At 45.1% G+C, this 24,198-nt stretch carries 21 protein-coding genes and 1 tRNA gene; 10 read left to right on the forward strand and 12 right to left on the reverse strand.

Features of this window, described 5'->3' with window-relative positions:
- From ACJ751_RS09690 to ACJ751_RS09705, 4 genes are all read left to right on the forward strand, one after another.
- A partial coding sequence (locus ACJ751_RS09690) for a biotin-dependent carboxyltransferase family protein (protein ID WP_407745287.1) occupies nucleotides 1–972 on the forward strand: 972 nt, incomplete at its 5' end.
- A gap of 13 nt (nucleotides 973–985) precedes the next feature.
- Nucleotides 986–1,717: a 5-oxoprolinase subunit PxpA gene (locus ACJ751_RS09695; RefSeq protein WP_407745288.1), complete on the forward strand. Its 732-nt coding sequence runs from the start codon at nucleotides 986–988 to the stop codon at nucleotides 1,715–1,717.
- 184 nt (nucleotides 1,718–1,901) lie between these two features.
- Entirely contained in the window at nucleotides 1,902–3,095 is a 1,194-nt protein-coding gene (locus tag ACJ751_RS09700) for an NRAMP family divalent metal transporter (RefSeq protein WP_407745289.1), read from the forward strand.
- 238 nt (nucleotides 3,096–3,333) lie between these two features.
- On the forward strand, nucleotides 3,334–4,599 hold the full coding sequence (locus tag ACJ751_RS09705) for a DUF4407 domain-containing protein (RefSeq protein ID WP_407745290.1): 1,266 nt from the start codon (nucleotides 3,334–3,336) through the stop codon (nucleotides 4,597–4,599).
- Here ACJ751_RS09705 and ACJ751_RS09710 read toward each other — a convergent pair.
- From ACJ751_RS09710 to ACJ751_RS09730, 5 genes are all read right to left on the reverse strand, one after another.
- Entirely contained in the window at nucleotides 4,591–5,082 is a 492-nt protein-coding gene (locus tag ACJ751_RS09710) for a hypothetical protein (RefSeq protein ID WP_407745291.1), read from the reverse strand. The genes ACJ751_RS09705 and ACJ751_RS09710 overlap by 9 nt on opposite strands.
- Before the next feature lie 51 nt (nucleotides 5,083–5,133).
- Nucleotides 5,134–5,751 (reverse strand): SGNH/GDSL hydrolase family protein, encoded by a 618-nt coding sequence (locus ACJ751_RS09715; RefSeq protein WP_407745292.1) that lies wholly within the window; start codon nucleotides 5,749–5,751, stop codon nucleotides 5,134–5,136.
- A 134-nt stretch (nucleotides 5,752–5,885) separates the two neighbouring features.
- On the reverse strand, nucleotides 5,886–8,567 hold the full coding sequence (locus tag ACJ751_RS09720) for a TonB-dependent receptor domain-containing protein (RefSeq protein WP_407745293.1): 2,682 nt from the start codon (nucleotides 8,565–8,567) through the stop codon (nucleotides 5,886–5,888).
- Between the two features lie 190 nt (nucleotides 8,568–8,757).
- Nucleotides 8,758–9,324 carry a DUF445 domain-containing protein gene (locus ACJ751_RS09725; protein ID WP_407745294.1) on the reverse strand — a complete coding sequence of 189 codons (567 nt, stop codon included), beginning with the start codon at nucleotides 9,322–9,324 and terminating at the stop codon, nucleotides 8,758–8,760.
- Between the two features lie 82 nt (nucleotides 9,325–9,406).
- A tRNA-His gene (locus ACJ751_RS09730) sits at nucleotides 9,407–9,480 on the reverse strand.
- Between the two features lie 154 nt (nucleotides 9,481–9,634).
- On the opposite strand from ACJ751_RS09730, the gene ACJ751_RS09735 reads away from it, so the two are divergent.
- From ACJ751_RS09735 to ACJ751_RS09760, 6 genes are all read left to right on the forward strand, one after another.
- Entirely contained in the window at nucleotides 9,635–11,788 is a 2,154-nt protein-coding gene (locus ACJ751_RS09735) for a carboxy terminal-processing peptidase (RefSeq protein ID WP_407745295.1), read from the forward strand.
- A gap of 149 nt (nucleotides 11,789–11,937) precedes the next feature.
- A complete protein-coding gene (locus ACJ751_RS09740) occupies nucleotides 11,938–12,459 on the forward strand; it encodes a KdsC family phosphatase (RefSeq protein WP_407745296.1) in 522 nt (173 codons plus the stop codon).
- A 44-nt stretch (nucleotides 12,460–12,503) separates the two neighbouring features.
- Nucleotides 12,504–13,448, forward strand: coding sequence for a geranylgeranylglycerol-phosphate geranylgeranyltransferase (locus ACJ751_RS09745; RefSeq protein WP_407745297.1), 945 nt, complete (start codon nucleotides 12,504–12,506; stop codon nucleotides 13,446–13,448).
- On the forward strand, nucleotides 13,449–14,030 hold the full coding sequence (locus tag ACJ751_RS09750) for a Maf family protein (RefSeq protein ID WP_407745298.1): 582 nt from the start codon (nucleotides 13,449–13,451) through the stop codon (nucleotides 14,028–14,030).
- Between the two features lie 97 nt (nucleotides 14,031–14,127).
- Complete coding sequence (locus tag ACJ751_RS09755) at nucleotides 14,128–15,438, forward strand: DUF2851 family protein (protein WP_407745299.1); 1,311 nt, start codon at nucleotides 14,128–14,130, stop codon at nucleotides 15,436–15,438.
- A gap of 74 nt (nucleotides 15,439–15,512) precedes the next feature.
- On the forward strand, nucleotides 15,513–16,265 hold the full coding sequence (locus ACJ751_RS09760; RefSeq protein WP_407745300.1) for a glycosyltransferase family 2 protein: 753 nt from the start codon (nucleotides 15,513–15,515) through the stop codon (nucleotides 16,263–16,265).
- A gap of 132 nt (nucleotides 16,266–16,397) precedes the next feature.
- Here the strand turns inward: ACJ751_RS09760 and ACJ751_RS09765 are convergent, their stop codons facing one another.
- The 7 genes from ACJ751_RS09765 to ACJ751_RS09795 all read right to left on the reverse strand — a co-directional run bounded on the left by ACJ751_RS09765 (nucleotide 16,398) and on the right by ACJ751_RS09795 (nucleotide 24,110).
- The gene (locus ACJ751_RS09765) at nucleotides 16,398–17,777 is read right to left on the reverse strand and encodes a hypothetical protein (RefSeq protein ID WP_407745301.1); all 1,380 of its coding nucleotides are present in this window, start codon (nucleotides 17,775–17,777) and stop codon (nucleotides 16,398–16,400) included.
- The gene (locus ACJ751_RS09770) at nucleotides 17,774–18,373 is read right to left on the reverse strand and encodes a hypothetical protein (protein ID WP_407745302.1); all 600 of its coding nucleotides are present in this window, start codon (nucleotides 18,371–18,373) and stop codon (nucleotides 17,774–17,776) included. The genes ACJ751_RS09765 and ACJ751_RS09770 overlap by 4 nt, the downstream gene beginning before the upstream one ends.
- 594 nt (nucleotides 18,374–18,967) lie before the next feature.
- Complete coding sequence (locus ACJ751_RS09775) at nucleotides 18,968–19,684, reverse strand: SDR family oxidoreductase (RefSeq protein WP_407745303.1); 717 nt, start codon at nucleotides 19,682–19,684, stop codon at nucleotides 18,968–18,970.
- A 60-nt stretch (nucleotides 19,685–19,744) separates the two neighbouring features.
- Nucleotides 19,745–20,701 carry a helix-turn-helix domain-containing protein gene (locus ACJ751_RS09780; protein WP_407745304.1) on the reverse strand — a complete coding sequence of 319 codons (957 nt, stop codon included), beginning with the start codon at nucleotides 20,699–20,701 and terminating at the stop codon, nucleotides 19,745–19,747.
- Nucleotides 20,702–20,790: 89 nt separating this feature from the next.
- The gene (locus ACJ751_RS09785) at nucleotides 20,791–23,244 is read right to left on the reverse strand and encodes a TonB-dependent receptor (protein ID WP_407745305.1); all 2,454 of its coding nucleotides are present in this window, start codon (nucleotides 23,242–23,244) and stop codon (nucleotides 20,791–20,793) included.
- A gap of 138 nt (nucleotides 23,245–23,382) precedes the next feature.
- The gene (locus tag ACJ751_RS09790; protein WP_407745306.1) at nucleotides 23,383–23,742 is read right to left on the reverse strand and encodes a hypothetical protein; all 360 of its coding nucleotides are present in this window, start codon (nucleotides 23,740–23,742) and stop codon (nucleotides 23,383–23,385) included.
- A gap of 23 nt (nucleotides 23,743–23,765) precedes the next feature.
- A complete protein-coding gene (locus tag ACJ751_RS09795; RefSeq protein ID WP_407745307.1) occupies nucleotides 23,766–24,110 on the reverse strand; it encodes a winged helix-turn-helix transcriptional regulator in 345 nt (114 codons plus the stop codon).
- Nucleotides 24,111–24,198 lie beyond the last annotated feature (88 nt).

Genomic DNA, 24,198 nt, shown 5'->3' on the forward strand with positions numbered 1-24,198 from the left:
CTATTAGACACCTTACAGGATCTGGGTCGTACCGGATACAGCCGGCTGGGCATAAACCGGGGCGGGGCGATGGACCGTTATGCCGCCCAGGTGGCCAATATGCTGGTAGGTAATGAAACCAGTGAAGCCGTTATTGAAATTCATTTTCCCGGCGCACAGTTCCTGTTTGAACAAAATACATTGATAAGTATTACCGGCGGTAATTTTAACGCCCTGCTCAATGATGAGCCGGTACCCTTATGGCATCCGATAGTGGTGCGTAAGAATACCGTGCTGCATTTTCCCAAACTGCAGAACGGTGGCCGGTGTTACCTGGCAGTGCATGGCGGGTTTTGTGTAAGCAAATGGCTGAACAGCTACAGCACGCATTTAAAAGCCGGCGCCGGTGGGTTCCATGGCCGCAAACTGGAAAAGGGTGATGAGATACCTTTTAAGGAAAGCAACATTTATTTTGCCGGACTGCTTAAACCTGGTAAAGAATTCGAAGCGCTGAAATGGGGCGTGGATACCGGCAGCACGTACCAGCATCCCAACGAAATTTACTTCATAGAGGGCAATGAATGGGCGCAGCTCACTTACCAGTCGCAAAAAGCCATGCTGGAAGATAATTTCACCATTCACCCATTCTCTGACCGGATGGGGTACCAGTTACAAGGCGTTGACCTGAAACGCGATCAAAATATTGAACTGGTATCTTCGGCCGTTAGTTTTGGCACCATGCAATTGCTGCCCAATGGCCAGCTGATAGTACTGATGGCCGATCACCAGACCACAGGGGGGTATCCGCGTATAGGGCATGTGATCTCGGCCCATTTACCCAAGCTGGCACAGTTAGGGCCAGGCGACGTTATTCATTTTATAAAAACAGCTATTGACAACGCCGAGCAACTATTGATTGCCCAGCAACAGGAATTAAATATTTTGCAACGCGCCTGTATGGAGCGCCTGAATAGCCTATATGTTAAGCATTGATATTAATTGCGACATGGGAGAGAGCACCCACCTGTGGGGGTACGATATTGAAAAGGATAAATTGTTATTATCTTATGTAAGCAGTATAAACCTGGCTTGCGGGTATCATGCCGGTGATGCGCACACCATGTATGCGCTGGCGGAAGCTGCTGTGGGAACCGGCGTTGCCATTGGCGCACATCCTGGTTTTCCCGACCGTGATAATTTTGGCAGAACGGAGATGGTATTGTCGCCATCGGCCATTTATGAATTAGTGATCTACCAGCTAGGGGCGCTTGATGCATTTTTAAAAGTGTTGCACAGCCGCCTGCATCATGTAAAACCGCATGGGGCTTTGTATAATATGGCGGCAAAGGATGAAACGATGGCGGAGGTGATCTGTAAAGCGGTGTATGATTATGATTCCCAACTGGTGTTGTATGGATTATCGGGCAGTAAGTTGATTCAGGCCGCCACTGCTACCGGACTTAAAACCCGTAGTGAAGTGTTTGCCGACCGCACCTACCAGGATGATGGACATCTTACGCCCCGCACGCATCCGCAGGCGTTGTTGAGCAGCACCGAACAGGCCTTGCAACAGGTATTGCAAATGGTGCAAACGCAAAGCGTAACCAGTTTGAATGGGAAGCTGGTGCCGTTGGTAGCGGAGACGGTTTGTGTTCATAGTGATAGTTTACATGCTTTATCGTTTGTGAAAGAGATTGGGCGGATGTTAGAAGCTAATGGGATTAAAGTGGCAAGTTGACCAGTTAACCAGTTGACCAGTTAACCAGTTGACGAGTTAACAAGTTGACGAGTTAACAAGTTGATAGAGTTGATGGAGTTGATAAGGTTGATAGGGGAAGGCGCGCTGTATTCTTTGCCGATTGCCGATTGCCGATTCACGACTGAATACTACAATAAACCAAACCAGCATAGAGCAAATTTAAATGAAGTCTACCACCCGTTCAGTAATATTAGGCGCTGCTTTTCTAATGGCTACTTCGGCTATTGGTCCGGGATTTATTACTCAAACAACGGTATTTACCCAGCAGCTGCTGACCAGTTTTGGTTTTGTGATCCTGATCTCTATTTTATTGGATATTGCCGCCCAACTGAATGTATGGCGCATTATTGCCGTTACTGAAATGCGCGCGCAGGACCTTGCCAATACTTTATTGCCCGGTATGGGTTATCTGTTAGCTGTATTAATAGTTGTTGGTGGACTGGTATTCAACATCGGCAACGTTGCAGGCGCAGGATTAGGAATGAATGTAGTATATCCCTTCGATACCAATCTCAAACATCCGGTTATAGGTGCAGACATCAGTGCCGCCATCGCGCTATTTATCTTTTGGTTTAAAGAAGCGGGTGTGGCCATGGACTGGTTTGCCAAGATATTGGGTTTTGTAATGATCGGACTTACTTTGTATGTCGCCATCAGTTCGCACCCGCCGGTGGCAGAAGCGGTTTATCGGTCGTTTGTGCCTGTTACTACCAATACCACTGCTATTTTAACCTTGGTAGGAGGGACGGTAGGCGGTTACATCAGCTTTGCCGGTGCACACCGCTTGCTGGATGCAGGCATAAAAGGGCAACAACAATTACCACAGGTAACGCGCAGCAGTGTGAGCGCCATTTTGCTTGCCTCTACCATGCGTATATTATTATTCATGGCGGCACTGGGTGTTGTAACAAGCGGTGGAATTTTGAATAAGGATAATCCGGCTGCTTCTGTGTTTCAAATTGCAGCAGGTAATGTGGGCTATCGCATCTTTGGGATTGTATTATGGAGTGCCGCAATTACTTCAGTGGTAGGTTCTGCTTATACCTCCGTTTCTTTTTTACGAACCCTGCATCCCATGTTTGAAAAATACCAGCGGCTGGTTACCTCGTTGTTCATTTTGATCTCTATGGGCATTTTTACTTTTCTGCAGCAGGGCGCGGTGCAAATACTGGTAATTGCCGGCGCCCTGAATGGATTGATATTGCCCGTGTCACTGGCCTTGTTGTTGACAGCCATTCTTAAAAAGAAACTCATTGGTGATTACAGGCATCCGGTTTGGCTGTCGATTGCCGGTTGGTTAGTAGTAGTGATCATGGGTATTATGGGCGGTAAAGCAATTGCATCCCTCTTCGGGTAGTAAATTTCCGTTTTTTGTGCAGGAATTACCAATGATAATTTATATGTGTTAATAATTTTAACACCTGCACCATTAAGTTTTGTTAATGGCGCGCTATTTGATTTCTTTTTACTGTTCGTTTACAGATATACCGATTTTTTTTTCGTTATTTGTAATATTCCAACCCCCTCAACCCACCTATAAGGTATTAAGATTTTTTACTCAACAATTATTATCCATTAATTAAACCGTTACGGTTATGGCTGACAATCAGCAAGCGCCTGATAATGGCTTGTATACCTATGACTCTTTTACCGGCCGGGGCCCCGGCAAAAAGGCCGACACTAATTTTTTATGGTGGTGTTCCGGGGCTCACCAGGAACTATTAAAACAATTTCCCTCTGAACACAGCAAGTACTGGGGATTGGGCGGGGTTATTCTCGCCACTTTTGTGCTTGCTGCACTAAGCTCCGGTTACGCTATTTACAGCGTGTTTGGCAACTGGCTTTGGACAATCTGTTTTGCGATCATCTGGGGGCTTATCATCTTTAATTTCGACCGCTTTCTTGTATCTACCATGCGTAAGTATGGGGTGAGCCGGCGCAAACAATTGTCAATGGCATTACCACGTATGGCGCTGGCCATCCTGATCGGTTTTACCATTGCCCGGCCGTTGGAACTGAAGATCTTTGAAAAGGAGATCAATACAAAGGTTATTGAGAACACCCACAAAAAAATTCAGTTGAACGACAGTTTGCTGCAGGCCGAGAATACCGCACTGATGCAAACTACCGAAGCAGAGCGGAACCGGTTGTTTGAGGGGAAGAAAGCTGTTGAAGATGATTTGACCCGCATGCAACAATCGTATGTTCAGGAAGCAGATGGTACCGGCGGTTCGGGGATCCGTGGGGTAGAGAAGATCGCCAAATTGAAAAAGGATGCTTACAATGCCTCTGTGTTACAGTCGGCGCCCGAGTTACTGGCGCTTACGAATAGCATACATGTGCAGGACAGCATTCTGGCCAACGCCAAAAGCAACATGGAAGCCAAACGCGCCAAATACGAATTGAGCGCGCTGGAAAATGTTGGTTTCCTGGAACGCAACAAGGCGCTGACAGATCTTTCTAACGAAGAAAACAGTGTTTTCTGGACCAGCTTTCTGTTGTCTCTCCTTATCATCCTGATTGAAGTAGGGCCCATCATTTCAAAGCTTATCATGCCGATGGGGCCGTATGATATTGCCCTGGCAAAAGAAGAACTGACCAGCATGGCCGCCTCAGAAAATGACATGCGCGCCAACAAGGAAATGTTCATCGATAAAAAGAACAATCTGTACAAAGCGCAAAAAGAGTTCTCAGAACAGCTGGTTGAAAAAATGACCTCCTTACAGCAAAAACACATTGACCAGGAGTTGGACAAATGGGAGCGGGGCGACTGGAACCCACGCGATCACCGTGCATCCATGGACGAAGTGATGCGCAAAATAAAGGAACGTTACCAGTTCAACGGGGAAGACTTATTGTAAGAAATAATAAGCGCCGCCAAGGCCAATAAATAACAGCAGGGTTAGGAAAGCAATGCCTTTACTAACCCTGTATTTTTGCCGGGCTGAGGGTAACAGTAAAAAGATGATGGCCAGCGCCACCAGAAAAATACCTACGCCAAACCCGGTGAGGGAGTTATCGAATTTTTTCAGTTTCAGTGCCTGTTCAACAGTCATGGTGCCTACTACCAGGGTAATGAACAATAAAATGGGCAGGCCAAGCATCCAACCCAGTCGCTTGCCTTTTAACAAACACCAGCCGGCAATAATACCAGCGAGAATTAATGACCAGGCTTTTAGATCTGATAACAATTCATTCTTATTAATGACAAGTGCGCCATTTTGCATGGAGTAAGGATGTGATGTGTTTGACAGCAACGAAGCCAGCTGCATAATCAGGTAAATAATGCCGATCAATAACACCAGGATGCCGGCATATTTCTCGCGCCAGGATAACTTTTGCATAGGGATTCTCTTTGGTACTGTAAGGTTATATAATTAGACGGGTTCTTTAAATTACTTTGACATTAATTTTTGCATGCCGCTTGCCAGCTTCTCCGCCCACAAGGTATATTCTTTCCCGGATGGATGCAATTGATCGGCGGCCAGTAACGACGGGTCATTGCCTGCCAGGCGGGTACCCGGTGTGATGTCAATATAGTGTACTGCATGTTTTTCTGCCAACGATTTGTTCACTGCATTGAAAGCATCTATTTCGTGTGCAATGATAGCTGCATTTCTGCCGCTGTTAGTAGCATAGGGCGTAGCACCCCAATCGGGAATGGATACCACAAAAACATGATTAGCCTGGCTGCCGGCAAACCGGATGGCTTGTTGTAATAAGGATTCAAATTGTTCGGTATATTCCTGGATACTTCGACCGCGATACTGATTGTTTACCCCAATGAGCAGGGAAACCACATCATATGAATTAAGAAAACTGCTATTGTCAATGCCTGCCTGTAACTCGTCGGTTGTCCAGCCGGTTTTGGCAACAATTTCCGCCGCATATAACTGGTAGCCGGCTTTACGCAAACGCTGTACGGTTTGATAAGGAAAGTTCTCATACACAGGTACGCCCTCACCGATAGTATAACTATCTCCCAAAGCCAGATATGAATAAGTTTTAGACATGGGTGCAAAATACAAAATTTGAGAAACAAGAGGCAAAGGCACAAGGTTCAAGGTTTCTTCCTGGGCCTTCAATTAAAAAGGGGCTGATTGCTCAGTCCCTCGTAACATAATCATGTAGTTATTATGCTATTGTTCTATTGTTGTATGCCTTGCATTCCGTTTTGCATCCCCTCCTGGTCGCCTTTGGTATTCTTACGTTTGAATAAAGACGCATCGAATTTACCAAAGCGGTAACTGAAGTTAACGCGAACAACCTGCGGGTCTCTTCTGCGCCAGTCGTCCTGTACAAAGCCGAGTGCTTCAGAGTGTACAACGTATTTGCGTGTTCTGAAAACATCCTGCCAGTTCACTGAAACGGTTGCTGTATTCTTTTTGATCTGGAAGTCTTTGCGAAAGCCCATATCAACACCATAGTTGGCGTTTACATAACCCTGGGTGGTATTAGGCTGGCCACCGCCAAAACCGCCGCCGCCGCCACCACGACCACCACCGCCGCCGCCACCAAAACCACCACCACCACCGCCACTGCCGCCATTGCTGGTGCTAACCGGTAAAGCGCTTTTGCCGGTATAATCGCCGCTGATCTGAACACTCCAGCCCTTATTGAATTTAAAGTTGTGGTTCATTTTGGCCGACCAGCTGGTGCGCTCATTTTCGAGGTTGGCCAGTATGTTGCTGCCATTGATCTTTGAATAGTATACGTTGCTGCTTAAAGTAACATCCCACCACTTAGTGATGTTATTGCGGAAGATCAACTCCAAACCACTGGCATACGCTGAAGAAGCATTTACATAAGTAGCTATGTAAACCGAATCGGGATAGGTAACCAGTTTGCCGGGGTATTGATAACGGGAGATCAGGTTGGTAGTGTATTTTCCGAAAATTGTCGCCAAAAAGGTATTGCTGCTTTTGCCATACGTTTTCTGGTACGACAATTCCAATGAATGGGTAAACTCGGGTTTCAATGCCGGGTTACCGGTTTGGAAATTCAACGGATCGGTGTAATCAGTATTCGGCATTAACTGAAAGAAGTTAGGCCGGTTAACCCTGCGGGTATAGTTCAGTTGCAGATCCTGCTTATGTTCCAGTTGTTTGCTTAAAAATACACTGGGGAATAAACTGATGGGATAATCATTTTTATAAGAGCCTTTGTTCACCTGTTGTCCATCGTATCCACTGCTTTCGGCCCGTAAACCCAGTTGGTAACTAAAGGTCTCTTTTATTTTTTGCGAATACGTAACATAACCGGCGTACACGTGGTCGGTATACTCAAATTCATTATTTAATCCGGTGGCGCTTACATTATTGAAATAGTTATTCTGGAAACTTGAAAATTTACGAATCTGGGCGCGCAAACCGGCTTCCACTTTAATGTTCTCGGTAATGGGGTTTACATAATCTGTTTGGCCTATGAAGAACTTGTTCTGACCACCACCAACAACTGATTGCAATGTTTCATCGCCATTCTTGTTTATCATATCCATGTCATAGAAGTTCTGGATATGGATATCGCTGGAATTGGTATTCTTGCTATGGTTGTAGTTTATATCGGCTGTCCACTCTTCGCCGGCATGGGCAAAAGTGTGTTTGAAGCTTAACTGGGTACCATAGTTGCGGAAATTATTCTTACCCAGGGTGTGACGGCTCTGAGGCAAAATGGTACCGCCCACTGTATCATATATGTAGTTGGATGTGTTGTCGGGTTTGAAATCCCCGTTCACGATCGACTGCGATAAAGAGATGGTATTGCGGTTATCGATGAAATAATCCAATCCAAAGCGGCCAAATGCAAAAGCACCGTCCATTACACCTTTGTTATATTGGGTAGTGTAAAAGTCTTTAATGGTAGTAGACCCATAGGTGAACCGGTCTGTTTCACCCCAGCTTTTTGATTTACGTTCGTTGTACATAGCGTTGGCAAATACGTTCAATTTGCCCTGGCGCACGTTGAGGTCGCCACCGCCATTGAATTTACCACGGGAGTCAACGCCGGCGCGCACACTACCATTGTAACCGGTTTTACGGTTCTTCTTTAAGACAATATTTAATATGCCCGACTGTCCGCCGCTGGCATCGTACTTGGCAGAAGGATTGGTGATGATCTCAACGCTTTGAATGGCATCAGCCGGTATCTGGTCCATAGTAAGCGTAGTAGGGCGGCCATCCACAAAGATCTGGGGGGCAGCATTACGCAGCGAAACGTTTCCGTCAATATCTACATTGATAGAAGGGACCTGCCGCATTACATCGATGGCGGTACCCCCGGCGGAGGTGATGCTTTTTTCTACGTTAAAGATCTTACGGTCAACACCCATTTGAATCATGGGTTTTGAACCGGTTACGGTTACATCCTGCAACATGGTAGCATCCTGCTCCATTTTTATATTGCCCAGGTCTTTGTCAACCTGGTTAAGCAATTGCGATCTGTCCATACCCGGCCCCATTTTTAGATCGAAGCCTGCTTTTTGTTCAATGGATTTGTAACCAATGGCGGTAATAACCAGTTTGAACTGCCCGAAAACAGGCAGGTTCTCGAGGCTGAAATCGCCATTGCGGCTGGTGAGCATACCGCCTATCACTACATCCACTCTTTTTTTGGTTACCGTATCGAATTTGTTCTGGATCAATTGAACAGAAGCTGCGTCGAGTCCTTTATTGGTTGCTTTGTCGATAATGCGGCCGTATAAGTGACCGATATTCATTTGCTGACCACCGGGGCGGCCCTGACCACGGCCTGCGCCGCCGCCGCCAGGATACTGGGCCTGAGTAATTTGAAAGCTAACAAGGAGTATAAAGAGCCATCCAAAATGTTTCATGTGTTAGTTACTATGGTTGAGAACAATTAGACGCAAAATTGCCGGAGAACTTGTGACGTGGTGATTATTTATGATAAGCGGTATGATCGTTAGGGAATATGGTTTTCTGGCTACAGTGGCCGAAGTGGGAGAGGTAAGAAGTAGGAAGTACGAGGTTCGGGTTTTTCTTACTTCCTACTTCTTACTTCATCTAGTTAATTATCATAATGATACCTGCCTGAACCAGGCCAATTACAAAACCTATAGCCGCACCTAACAAACCCGCCTGGCGTAGTTCCCGACCTGCATGCTGGTACAGGGCAGCCTTGAGCTTTTCTACCTGCAGGGCGGCTATTTTATCGGTGATGGTTTGTTCGAGGTTCAGGTCTTGTTGCAGGTTTTGCATATATCCCTTCATGATAACCGGAAAAATGGCTTCCAGTTCTTTCATGAAAATCTCTTTCAGGGTATTGATAGTTCTGTCGCCAATAAGCATGCCGATCATGGGAAACGCATCCTTGAGCTTATTACGCAGGAAATCGTCGATGTGTACTTCAGCAACCGGCATAATTTTTTTTATGCTATCAGGGTTGGTGATCTTTTCTTCCAGATCGCTGAATGACACAAATTCTTTGGTGATTACCGGTCCCAGCATTTGAGCCAGTTGCGTTTGCCGTTTTGAGAAAATGCGGAACAGCATTTTGATAAGCAGCCAGTTGCTTGTCCAGCCGATAAACGCAGAAGTAACAGGGAGAATAATCAATAACCACCAGTTCATAACAAAAACTTTATTAATATATGTTTCTATGCAATTTCTAAATAAAAAACCCCCGACGATAGCGTCGGGGGAGATATCTGAGGGAGGATGATGGGTTTCGAACCCACGACCTCTAGAACCACAATCTAGCGCTCTAACCAACTGAGCTACAACCTCCGTGTTTCAGGCTGCAAATGTAGGGAAAAAATTGTTTTACTAAAAAAACTTTCTACAAACCTTTCATCAAAATGGCTTGTTAATTATCACATTAGTACAACAACCCATCTTTTTTATCGTTATTTTTGAATTGATGCCAAAAGTTTTAAAATATATGCTACAACGAAAAAATTTACCCATAGTTCTGCTGTTGTTCGGTGCGGGTTTATTCCTTGCGTTCCGCTCGCTGGGGCTGGGATTGGGTAATGGTAATCCACCCACCAAATATGAAAAGATACTTCATAATGTGGGGGAGATGCTTGCTGAGATCCATTACAGTCCAAAAAAGATCGACGATAACTTTTCCAAAGAAATTTTCAAGAAATATCTGGGTGAGAAGATAGATGATCAGAAAGATGTGCTGCTGCAATCGGATATTCAGCAATTGAAGAAGTATGAAACCAAGATAGATGATGAAATTCTCGGCGGCCCTGTACAGTTTGTACCTGCCGTTTCGGAGATCTATAAAAAACGTTTACCTGAAACCGAGGACATCTACAAAGAGATCCTGTCTAAGCCTTTTGATTTTTCAAAAGATGAATCAGCCAACTTCAATGATGAGAAGCTGGATTATCCCAAAAATGAAGCTGACAGAAAAGAAGCCTGGCGTAAACGCTTAAAGTATATGACCCTTGAGCGTTATTACGATCTGATGGAAGACCGTGAGAAGAATAAGGGAAAAGAAAACTTCGAAGTAAAAACTGATGAGCAACTGGAAGCGGAAGCCCGGAGCCGGGTTTTGAACATATTGAACAGGAATTACGATCGCCTGAAACTTAAAGTAAGCGACGATGACCGGTTTAACGAGTATGTGAAAACCATCACTGAATCGATGGACCCGCACACTACGTTCATGCCGCCTGTTGACAAACGTTATTTTGATGAAGAAATGAGTGGCCGTTTCTTTGGTATTGGCGCTTCTTTACGCGAAGAAGATGGTAATATCAAGATCGGTTCTGTGCTGGCTGGCAGCCCTGCGTTGAAATCAGGGGAAATTGCTATTGGCGATGCGATCATTAAAGTGGCCCAGGGCGCAGCTGAACCTGTTGACCTTACCGGTTATACAGTTCAGGATGCGGTGAAACTGATCCGTGGTAAAAAGGGTACTGAAGTTCGCCTCACTGTAAAGAAAACCGATGGTTCGGTAAAAACAGTTACACTGATCCGCGATGAAATCATCCAGGACGAAACTTTTGCCCGCAGCGCTGTGATCAACACGCCTAAGGGTAAACTCGGTTTTATTTACCTGCCTGAGTTCTACGCAGATTTCGATAATCCGAAAGGCGCCCGTTGCTCTGAGGATGTAAAGAAAGAGATCATCAAATTGAAAGAACAGAAAGTCGACGGTATCATTATGGACCTGCGCAACAATGGCGGTGGTTCATTATATGATGTTGTGCAAATGGTTGGTCTGTTCATTGAAGGTGGTCCCATTGTACAGGTAAAAGACCGCGAAGGCAAACCCCAGATCTACTTCGATCGCGATAAATCAGTTTTATATGATGGCCCGCTGGCTGTTATGGTAAATGAATTCAGTGCTTCGGCTTCTGAGATCTTTGCCGCGGCCATTCAGGACTATGACCGTGGTGTTATCATCGGCAGCACTTCTACTTATGGTAAGGGTACTGTACAACGTAACATCGGTCTTGACAAAACAATGGGATTCCTGGATCCTAACAGCGAACTGGGAACCATTAAACTGACCCTGCAGAAATTCTATCGCATCAATGGCGGTTCAACCCAGTTACGTGGTGTGGCTTCTGATGTAAACATTCCCGATATTTTCGAGTATACGAAGATCCGCGAGAAGGATAATCCGGATGCGTTGGGCTGGGACGAAATACAAAAAGCCGATTACACCCGCTGGAAATACGGTCTTGACCTGGGCCCCATCAGAAAGGCCAGTGCAGAACGTTTAAAGAGCAATCCGCTGTTCACCACCATTCATAACAATGCTGAATGGCTGGCTAAACAAAGCGATAAAACGGTTTCATTGAGCCTGAAAAAATACCAGGAAGAACAGAAAAAGAATAAAGCGATCGCCAAGCAGATCGAAAACCAGAACAAATTACCTCATGAGCTGAATGTTGATCCGCTGGTGGAAGATATGAAACGGGTTGAGGCTGTGGGCGATGTTGCCAAGCTGGAGCGTTTCAAAAACTGGTTGAAGATCCTGCGTAATGACCCTTACCTGGATGAAGCTACCAATGTATTAAACGACATGGTAACCCAAACCAACCTGGTGTACGCCAAAGTAAACAAGAATTAAGAACAACAGTCATTCTTTGTATATATTATAAAAAACCGTCCCCGACTTTAGCCGGGGGCGGTTTTTTTATTATAAGTGTGCTGATTTCTTTACTTTGAACACTGGTATAAGATTGATTTTCCGCTTATTTTTGCAGCCATCCGATGAGTATGAATATATTAGACCAATTCAAGCAGATAACCACTTTCGTCTTTGATGTAGACGGCGTACTGACTGATGGTACGCTGTTTGTTTTTGATGACGGGCAGTTTGTGCGCCGCATGAATATTAAAGACGGGTTTGCCCTGCAGCTGGCCGTAAAGAAAGGATACAGGGTGGCGGTGATCTCCGGTGGGGCAAGCGATGCCGTTACCCAGCGACTGAACCGGTTGGGGATACACGATGTGTTTATGCAGGTTACTGATAAAAAAGGCAAACTAACGGAGTATGCTCAGCAACATCATATAAAGTGGAGCGAAGTGTTGTTTATGGGTGACGATATTCCCGATTACGAGGTAATGAAACAGGTAGGCCTCCCTTGTGCGCCTGCCGATGCGGCCTCTGAAATAAGACAAATAGCAAAATATATAGCCCAGTTACCGGGCGGACAAGGTTGCGTTCGCGAAGTGATTGAAAAAGTGCTGAAGTTGAATAATAACTGGGAATTACATACCGACGTAGCCAGTAAGTAATTATCCCGAATTCCAAAAAAACCAATATCCCAAAATCCCGGTCAATGAAACTACTGGCAGCATTTATACGCCTTATACGATCAGTGAACCTGCTGTTCATTGCCATTACGCAATTGCTGTTTCAGTATTGCATTGTTGGGCCAATTTTTAACCATGCCCAGGCCACACCTGTACTTACTACACCCATTTTTATTGTGCTGATTGCTGCGTCGGTACTTATTGCTGCTGCAGGGTACATTATCAATGATTATTTCGATTTAAATATAGACCTGGTAAACAAGCCCGATAAACTGGTGGTGGAAAAGATCATCAAACGCCGCTGGGCCATTGTCTGGCACCTGGTGTTATCGGGAGCAGGGGTATTATGCAGTGCATATGTAGCCTGGAAAACCCGGTGCTGGTGGTTGATACCGGCCAACGTTGGGTGTGTAGGCGCCCTTTGGTTTTACAGTACCATCTTCAAAAAGAAACTGCTTAGCGGCAATGTGATCATTTCATTACTCACCGCCTGGGTTATTTTAGTTATAGGTTTTATTACACATTATGTGGTCATAAAAAGACCTGAGATCTATGCGCAGGTGGAAGCTTCGAAGTTAATGCGCCGTACTTTTCTGTATGCCGGTTTTGCGTTCATCATTTCCCTGATAAGGGAGGTAGTGAAAGATATGGAAGATATTAATGGCGATGCGCGTTACGGCTGCCGCACCATGCCTATTTTATGGGGGATAAACGCATCAAAAGTATTTGCAGCCACCTGGTTAATGGTTTTAGTGGCAGGTGTTGTGGTTATGCAGGCTTATGTGTTGCCTTTCAAATGGTGGTGGGCCGCCGGATATAGTGTTGTTTTCATTCTTGTACCAATGCTGTTACTGTTACGCAAACTGGTGAAAGCCGTTACCCCGGCTGATTTTCATACAATAAGTACCTGGTTAAAGCTGATCATGTTGAGCGGCATATTGTCTATGTTGTTCTTTAAACTCTATACATAAATGAACGGTCACCGTATCATCCTGGCTTCCCAATCGCCCCGGCGTAAACAATTACTGGAATGGGCTGAGATCCCTTTTGAGATAATGGTGCAGTCTACCGCTGAAACCTATCCGCCCGAGATGCCGATCCCTGAAGTGCCTGTACATATTGCCCGCGAGAAAGCCATTGCAATAAGGCAGAAATATGAATCGTTACACGATACTACCAATATTATTATTGCTGCCGATACGGTTGTAGTGTTGGGTAACACCATCATCGGTAAACCAAAGGACCGTGAAGATGCATTGGATATACTAAGCCGGTTGTCGGGCAATAAACACCAGGTAATAACCGGTGTTGTACTGTTGAAAGGCCAGCAGGAAATAGCTTTTTCTGATACAACCGATGTTTGGTTTCACCCACTTACACAAGAGCAGATCGCTTTTTATGTAGATAAGTATCAGCCGTATGATAAAGCGGGGGCTTATGCCATTCAGGAGTGGATCGGGGTGGTGGGGATAAAATCTATACAGGGTGATTTCTATAATGTTATGGGGTTGCCCGTTAGTAGGGTGGTAACGGAATTGAATAAGTTATTGTGAACCCGGAAAGGAGTTGTATATTTGGAGGTAAGATCTGATTGTAGCGTAAAATCAGCTCTGACAGTAGCAGCATTTTCTAACCAGAAAAATTCGTACTATGACGGAAAGGCTGCTGCAATACCTTTGGCAATTCCAGTATTATAACAAACAAAACTCCATACTGGATAATGGCGATACCTTCCAGGTAATTCATCCGGGACGATTTAATACCAACCAGGGTCCCGATTTTCTCGAAGCCAAGATAAGAATAGAAGATACATTATGGGTAGGGCATGTTGAAGTGCATGTAAAAACCTCTGACTGGTTCAGGCATGCGCATCAGTTTGACCGTAACTACGACAACGTGGTGTTGCACGTTGTATGGGAACACGACCTGCCCGAAAGAGACACCCGCATCCCGGTTTTTTCCATGCAGTCAAGGGTGCCTATGTTGTTACTGGAACAATACAGGTACTGGATGGACAGCGCGAGCTTTATTGCCTGCGGGAACCAGATCAGGGATGTGTCGCGCATCGTTTGGATCTCGTGGCGGGAAAGGCTGCTGGCCGAACGCATGCAACGCAAATCGGCCATGGTATTTTCTTTTCTGCTGCAAACCCATCAACACTGGGAAGAAACGTTCTGGTGGTTGCTGGCCCGCAACTTTGGCGCCGCATTAAACTTTGAACCATTTGAAGCAATGGCTAAATCCTTACCGGTAACCATACTTGCCCGGTATAAAAATCAATTGCCGGTACTGGAAGCCCTGTTGTTTGGCCAATGCGGTTTGCTGGAAGGGGAATTTGAGGATGAATATCCTACCAGGCTGCAACGGGAATACCTGCATTTGAAAAATAAGTACGAGCTGCAATCCATCAGGCAATCAGTGCATTTTTTGCGTACCCGGCCGGTAAATTTTCCCACCGTGCGGCTGGCGCAACTGGCCAGGTTGCTATACCGGTCGAGCCACCTGTTTGCGTTTATCAAAGAAACGGAACAGCTCAGTGAGATCAGAAATTGGCTTTCTGTTACAGCCAGTGAGTTCTGGGACGAGCATTACACCTTTCAGAAAAGTTCTGTTCGCCGCCCCAAAAAGCTGGGCAACCAAATGATTGATACCCTTATTATTAATACGGTAGTGCCGGTTTTATTTGCATACGGCCTATTGCATAACGAAGAGCTGTATAAGAACAGGGCATTGAACTGGTTAGATGAACTGGAGCCCGAAATGAACGCCATTACCAATAGTTATACAGAGCTGGGCATTGTAAACAAAAGCGCCTTTGATTCGCAGGCCCTGCTTGAATTAAAAGGCCATTATTGCGACGCCAAAAAATGTCTCGATTGCGCCATGGGGAATGCTTTACTGAAAAGATCCGTGGCGGTTTACATGGAAACATGCACCCCGCACCTTGAAAAAGTGCCATAAATGCTTTATTATTGCCGGATTATCCCGCCACGTGCGCGGGATTACCCTTTATTTGACAGATTGTATATATAAGTATGATTAAAGGACAAAAAGTAGTGGTAGTGCTACCGGCATATAATGCAGCCAAAACGCTCAGACCAACCTATGATGAAATCGACAGATCGGTAGTGGATGAAGTGATCCTTGTTGATGACGCCAGTAAAGATGATACCATTACAGTAGCCCGTGAAATTGGTATTCAACATATTATACGGCATGAGAAGAATAAAGGTTACGGTGGTAACCAAAAATCCTGCTATAATAAAGCATTGGAAATTGGGGCCGATATTATAGTAATGCTGCATCCCGATTACCAATATACTCCGGCTTTGATAACGCCCATGGTTTCCCTGATTGCCAATAACGTGTACCCGGTTGTGCTGGGTTCCCGCATTTTAGGAAAGGGCGCCTTAAAAGGCGGCATGCCGATGTACAAATACCTGTTCAACCGGATGTTGACCATGACCCAGAATATTCTGATGAACCAGAAGCTATCTGAGTACCATACCGGCTACCGGGCCTATCATAAAGCTGTACTGTTATCGATCCCATACAATGATAACTCAGACGACTTTGTATTTGACAATGAACTGCTGGGCCAGATCTTTTACAAGGGCTACGAAATAGCCGAGATCACCTGTCCAACCAAGTATTTTGATGAAGCTTCTTCTATTAATTTCAAACGAAGCGCTATTTATGGATTGGGCGTTTTACGGGTAAGTTTTCAATACTTCTTTAATAAAATGGGACTGGCCAAGTCCAGGTTGTTTAAAGGATTAGGTAAGTAAGTTGACCAGTTAACAAGTTGACGAGTTAACCAGTTAAAACATATTAAAAGCCCTCCGAGAATCGAAGGGCTTTTATTTATTTCGGATGCTTACCAACTGGTTAACTTTTCAACTCGTCAACTTTTCAACTATTTACTTCGTCTCCCATTTTGTGATCCGTTGCGACCAGCTTACCAGCAGGCTGTTATTGGCCATATACAACAACATCAGCGGGAATATTTTAAACAATCCTCTTTTTGTTGAATTATCCAGATCGAGCAGGGGTAACAAATAACCCATCAGCGGGAAACCAATATATATTACCAGCACGGCATACAGCCAGTTGCGGGTAGTATTGTTGAGCTTGCGTTTAATCACCACTTCGAGCAGCAGCAGCAAAATAAAAAAGTAAATGAAATAGCCATAGTATCCAACACCCCGGTCGCTAAAGATCAGCTTGTTGTTGATATCGGAAAGGCGGGTGAATAAGGGCGACAGATCACCCAGGTTCTTATTTATTAACCCCTGGATGTTGTACTTCGCCGGCAGGTACCGGTTAATATAAATTGAGATCGAAATTATATATGCTAAAAGGGAAGGTCCTACGTAGAATGCGCTGCTTATCAGTCCTTTTACGATGCCCGTTTTATTCTTCCAGTGGTACCAAACAATGGCCGGGGCCATTAAGCAGGCCAGTATAAGGGTTTCAGAACGAATATAAGTGGCAATGCCCATCAGTAAACCGGCAAAGGCGAGGTAATTGCGTTGCTGGTTCTGGAAAAACTGATACAGGAACCAGACCGCCAGAAAGAAGAAAACGGCATTGGCATAGTCGAACAACACCATAAATGTATAAGCAAACATTTCGGGTATGGCCATAAAGAACAGCACCAGAAAACCCGCAAATATGCGGTGGAGGCTTAAGGTAAGCGCCTGGTATAAAAAGATGAGGAAACAGGCCACGATGGTGCTAAGCCATACCTGACCGAATTCAAACCCGGCGTATTTATAAATGATCTGTAAACAGGTTATAAAGGGTGGTTTGAAAACGTTGTTGGTGCTTTCGAGGTTAACGCTGAAAACCGAGTTTATCATGGTCTTTTCGCGAATGGCGTATTCTGCAATTACTTCGGCTCCTGAAGTAAGGTCGCGTGGAGTAGGGGGGAAATAAAAACAACGCCAGGCGCTCACAAACACAATAAAGGCGATCATGACCACAAATGGTATTTCGTATAATTTAATCCTGATGCGGATGTTGGCCTTCAATTCCTTTAAACGGGCAATACCCGATCTGAACTTAATATTTAAAAGAACACAGGCTGCTATTATAGGAATGAAGACATTAGTTGAGGTGAGTGGAATGTAGGCCAGCTGCAGAATAAAGGGCATAATGGAGAAGACCGCCACCCCTAATAAAATGGCCAGGGAAATAAGCATACCTGGCTTCAACTGGATATTAAACAGGTTGATGAGGCCAAACCCTGCAATAAACTGGATGATCGTTAAGAGTAAAATGATCATTATGCCGCTCATAAGGAAATTTTGTATTTTTTAAAGGAAGCGATCGTGTCCTGTAAAGCCTGTTGATTGGTAACGCTGTCAAACACCAGTCCGCCATCCCTGGCGGTGATGTACCAGTTGGCTTTGCCTGCTTCGGAGCTGTTGGCCCAAATGGTTTTTAAACCGGTGAAGTAGTAGAATACGGCTGGTTCCGGCACATGGATCTGTAAGCCATGTGCGTTGAAGTAATCAGTTGAAGGTACGAGTACCAGGGCTTTATCGGCAGAGCCCCTTTTTTGGAAAAAGCCGGTCACGTTTTTGGCGAATATGTAATCTGTTTGATAACGGGCCAGTTTGCGTTCTTCCACGTCGAGGTTCAGCTTTTGTTCTTTATAATCTTCCCAATAAGGCATGATGCGTTGATCGAGCCACATTTTATTAGGTTCCATGCCGAAAAATATAAGCAGGGAAATAACGGAGGCTACCAATAAAATAAATGTTTTAAAACCATTGGTGGCAGCGGGTCCAGGCTGTTTTGCAGCAGTTGCAGCTGCCGGTGGTGGCTGAACCGGTTGTGAACTTTTACTGGCAGTACCACCTGCCCGCGGTACGTTTTTATTCTTTTTCATCTAAATGGTTTTATACATTTCGAAGGCTATAGAATCGCTTATAGCTGGAAAGTCTTGTTAACGCCTTGATTTTGCAAATATTATATCTTTTTATGGGGCTGGCAAAAGAAAAAAGAGGCGTCCACCTTATGGCGGATGCCTCTTTACGAGTGATCATAAGACATTGGTGGCTTCCTCGTGGAATTTTGGAAACCCCGCGCTACGGGGATCGATGGTTTTTCAAAGTGTATTTCTGAACTATAACAAAAACAATCTCATTTTCGTGCAAGGCACAAATTCAAATTCTCAACAATATGTAGTGGAACTCTGCTTCTACCAGATGGTCGCACAGCGCCTTCGCAATCAATAAAATTTAAGGAAAGGTTGTAGATGAATTTCTGATACTCCACATAAATCATTCCTATCTCTTTGTTTCGAGAAAAAAATGTATATGATCAATTTAATTGGTTGGCTTATGATCAAGCATTATGCCATCCTTATTTTTCATTATACCTATTTCGTATGCTCAATGAGTTGAATCTTATTCAGTTAATGCTGAATGTCTTATGCAGCTTCTGAAATGCCCGATGGGGATAGATGTTGTCTTTTTTACATTTAACAACTGAAACCCCCATCGCAATGGATCACAGCCCCGGTCAAATAACTGTTACCAAGGGTGAATACTATGGCGTCGGCAATTTCTTCTGCCCGGGCCACCCGGCCTACCGGGATATTACCGGTTAATTGTTGAAAGGCCTGTTGTTTGGCTTCCTCGGGTGCAAAGTTCCACCAGGGCGTGTCTACCACTCCGGGCGATACAGCGTTGATGCGGAGTGGTTTTAGTTCCTGGGCCAGTACAGGCACCATTAATTCAAGTGCGCCATTGATGGCTGCCAGTCCCGAGGTGCCGGGCTTTTGCGCCACCGAGGAGATGGCGGTAACAAGGGTTATACTGCCCCCATTATTCATATAGGGCAGGGCTGCCTGTAAGGTATTGAGCTGGGGCCAGAATTTTCCTTCAAAACCGGCCCGCAGGTCCTGTAATGACAGCTCGGTAAAATTACCCATGCCTTTTGATCCACTTAACGAAATAACCAGGTGATCGAACGCACCGGTTTGTTTGAAAAACACATCGAGCGCAGCGCGATCAGTACTGTCGACCAGCTGTGCCTGGATGTTTGTAGTTTGCCGGATGGCTTTTAATTTATCTGCATCGCGGCCGGTTACGATCACTGTGGCTTTGCTGTTTGCCAGTATTTGTGCTGTTGCCAATCCAATGCCTGATGAACCACCAATTACAATTGCTTTTTTGTTTTCGAATACTCCGTTCATTTTGTTCTGTTTTTAGGAGAACAAATTTCCGACGGCGCTACCAATCAGGTATTGACCCGATCATGCATTGTATTGACCGGATGCGTTCTTTCGATAAAACATAGGCGTTTCGCCTGTCATTTTTTTGAAGAACCGGTTAAAGGCGGCCGGTTCACTAAAGTTGAGCTGGTAAGCAATTTCCGCCACCGAGGCCTCTGTATATTTCAATACGGCCTTTGCTTCCTGCACCAGCATTTCAGCGATGGATTCGGAAGCTGTTTTACCGGTCACTTCTTTTACTGTGCGGTTTAAATGATTGGCGCTTACTGTGAGCAGACTGGCATAATCGGTGACTTTTCTTTTTAACAGAAAATGACGGCTCACCAGTTTTTGAAAATGCGAAACGAGGTAGATGGTATCGGCGGTATTGGCGGGTTCATGCAATTGCTGTCTTTCATAACTTCTTTTGGCTTCCAGTAACAGCAGGTACAAATACAGGCGTATCGCTTTTTCTTTACCTGGGCGGTTTTCTTTCAACTCATCATTCATTTTTAAAACGAACTGCTGCACCCGGTCAATTTCATCGGCAGCCAGCTGGAACAAAGGCCTGCCGGTATAATCAAAAAAAGGAAATTCTTTGGGGATGCCGGCTGCGGGTACCAGGTCGTTTAGAAAGTCTTCATTGAATAAAATGTAATAACCAAATGCATCGGCGCTGATGTTGTTTTTTGAGAAAACCTGGTTGGGCCAGGTAAAGCTCATGGTGCGGGGCTGGTGTTTAAAGTGCTCCAGGCCCAGTTGCATATCCACCTGCCCGGTAATAGTTATGCTTATGCGATAAAAAGCCGATTTCAAAGGGCCCAGCGAAGGTTTTAATCCGCGGCTTGAATACAGCTCAAATCCTTCAACAGGATGAATGCTTTCGAGGTTGTTATAACCGAAATTGGAGGTATCATCTTCCTGTCTGTGCAAACGCCTGAAACCTTTCAATACATATTGTGGTATGGCGGGTGAGGCGGTGGTTGCTTTTTTACCCATAGGAATCTTGTAAAGAGCAAAGGTATTGCAAAAACAAAGTCCATTCGCGGGCTGGCAAATGGACTTTGTCAATGAGTGTCTTTCCGTTATTAGTTCCAGGTAAAGTCGAGCGGTACATTCAGTTTGATGCCAAAATTGCGGCCCATATTGAATACACCCATTCTGCCGGTAACATTATTTACTGCGGTATATTTTAACCGGCTTAAATGATTTTGATAGGCTACATCGCCCAGATTGTAAGCGGTGAAACGGAGGCTGAACAGTGTTTTCCCTTTGCTTACAAAATCGCCGCCAATGCCTGCATTGATTAACCAGTAACCGGGGGTGGCAGTCTCGGTATCGAAGCCGGTAAAGGGATGGCCTTGTTTAAAGGTATAATCACTTTCCAGATTCATGTGCAGGTTGCGGAGTGTTTTTCCCTTGGATAAAAAGGTTACGGCCAAATCGGTGAACAACCGGGCTGCAGGAATAAAGGGAATGTCTTTGGTTCCATCCACTTCATTGACAAACCGGGCGCGGGTATACGAAAAAGCGTTTCTGAAGTGCAACCAATCCAGCGGGTGGGGGTGAATGTCGAGCGCCAGTTCTGCACCATATAAATTGGCATCGTTCTGATCGAAACGATATACGTTCAATTTATTGCCGCCATCATCGAGTATGGAATCTGCACCGGCGCTGTTTGCCATTTTTTCATAAAAGATAAAATGGCTGAGGTGATTATAGAACAAGCTTGTTTCCAATGAAACGTGTTGTGAGTTCAGTTCAAAACCACCATCTGCCTGTAAACTGGTTTCTGATTTCAGGTCATTGGCGCCAACTTCGTAACGGTTGGTACCTTCATGAGCGCCATTGCTGGCCAGTTCTGCGAAGTTAGGCGCTCTGAAACCACGGGCTACATTGAGTTTAAGCGTAATCAGGTCACTGGTGGCATAGCTCAGTCCCACACTGCCCGATACGTTGGAGAAGTTGCGGGAAAAAGCGGTGAACTTAAGCTGGTTGTCTACATCCATCGGTTTTCCATTCACGTGACGGGTATCCAGCCGAATGCCGCCATTGAGCGAGAGTTTATTTTTATGGTATTGGGTAAACACAAAACCACCAATGTCAAACAGGTCGTAGTCGGGAATGATCACTTCTTCTGCCTTATTGGTATTGCTTTGCGACATGCCGGTAACACCTATGGTTGTTTTCCAGTTTTGGGTAGCAGGGAGGTGCCAGCGCAGGGCATAGTTGATCGTTTTCAAATTAAACCAGGCATCCGGGGTATTGACCTCATCGGTATTGCCATATTCCTTCCGCTGGTTTTGCTGATAACCAAGGGTAACATCCAGATTGCTTTTACCAATGGCAAAGTTGTTGTCTGATGAAACTTTAAAGTGACGGATGTGTTGATAAGGGATCTCCGGCGTAATGGTTTTAAAATCTTCGTGGGTAGGGATGCTTTCAACTCCGCCGGGTATGGCTTTTATAAAGGCGCCGGTGGCACTGTCGCGATCCCCTTCTATCATCCCGATGTGTTGGTCAAAATTACTAACCAGCAAATGGCTATAACCCCAACTGCCGGTATAACCCAGCATACCACCAAAGTTCTTATTATAGAATTTGGAGTTAAATACGCGGCCATCGTACTTGTTCTTATAATCTTCAGCGCCTTTGTAGGAGCCATATACATTCCAGCTAAAGCCATTCTTTGTACCTGCAGCATCGCCATAAAAACCACGCAGGGCGTTGTTGGTTTGGTATTCACTCAATACATTCGCAGTAATGTGTCCATCGGCAACAGGCCGTTGCGTAATGATATTGATAACACCGGCCAATGCATCGCTGCCATACATGAGAGAGGCGGGTCCTTTCAACACTTCTACCCGTTGAATGCTGTAGTCGTCAATTTCTATCCCATGTTCATCGCCCCATTGCTGACCTTCCTGACGAACGCCATCATTGATGGTAACTACACGGTTATAACCAAGCCCCCGGATAAACGGCTTTGAAATGGCCGGCCCGGTCGACAACCCATTCACGCCTGGTACTGTTTTGGCCAGGGCATCGATGGCATTGGTGGCCGATATATTAAACAGTTGTTCTTTCTTTAATACTTCAACAGGTTGCGGCGATTGCCTGATGCGGGTTGCCGCCGATACACCGGTTACGGTCACTTCTTCATTTTCTACTACAGCTTCCTTTAATGCAAAATCTTTTTGGGTTTCACCGTTTACGCTCACGGTTTCTATAACAGTTGAATAACCCCTGTAAGTGATCTCGATCAGGTATTTACCGGTATTTAGATTGGTAATGCGGTAATTGCCTTTATCGTCAGAGATGGTACCTTTTTTCAGATCGTGCACATAAATGCTGGCGCCCGGTAATGATTCGCCTGTTTTGGCATCGGTTATTTTACCGGTAAGCACGCCGGCCAGCGGGGCAGTGACAGGTGCTGTATGATGAGAGACTGGTGCAATTTCTTGTTGGCTGTAGGTAAATAAGCTGAGTATACTATATAAAAAGGTAAGGATAGCACTTACTGATTTCATCTGATGGTTCATAAACAAATGAGTTTGAACAGTCCGCAAGGGTCTGTCTGGATTAAGTTGGTGGTGGTTGTTTCCCGGGTTGTAATTGTATGCATACAATGGCTTTTAATGCAGCATGCATAAAAAACGATGGAAGCAATAAAGAATAGATCAGGCAGCTACAACCGGGGGCGCGCGAAGTGAATGGAAGTATTTGAATACAGCCGGGATGGTGAAGATAGGAGCAGGGTGCGGCTGGTTAACGAGGGTTACCGGCACTTCTATTGAAGGAACGGTAGTCTCTGTGAATGGCAGATTAAAATCGTTGATACAACCGCAGGCAAATTGTATTTCCTGGCCTGAAACGGGTTTTGATGACGTTGCATGTTGTTTGGAAGCGTGTAACCAGTTATGCAGATACAGGCCCACACCCATCTTCTGGCTGAACACCAGGATGAGTAGCACGGTGGTGAGCTTGGTTATGATCCGCTTTCCTGTCATCGGGGACAAAAATAGAGAAATTTGCAACATTATTACAAATTTTCTCTGTAACTCTAATCCCTGTTTTTAATTCCCCAGTCTGAAAGGCTTCTCAGGATCGGTCTCAATGAGTTACCCTTTGCGGTTAATTCGTATTCAACCCGGGGTGGTACTTCAGCATACACGATCCGTTTTATTAATCCGTCTTTTTCCAGTTCACGCAGTTGTAATACCAGCATTCGTTCGGTTACATTGGGAATGGAGTCGCGCAGTTCGCTGTAGCGCAATTTACCGCGGGTCAGTCTGAACATAATGGCGGGTTTCCATCTGCCGCCGATGGCATTAAGGGTGTACGACATGCCACAGTCCTTATCTATTTGCTGTTTATTAAGCGTATTGGTGGAATTCTCTTTGCGCATTACTTACATTTTTGATAGTACCTAACAACATTATATGTACCGGCAAATGTACTATGCAGCCAATAGTTTTGCAAGCAATAAAAAGATT

Origin of the sequence: Niastella sp. (genome assembly GCF_045805085.1) — a bacterium.
Taxonomy (GTDB): Bacteria; Bacteroidota; Bacteroidia; order Chitinophagales; family Chitinophagaceae; genus Niastella.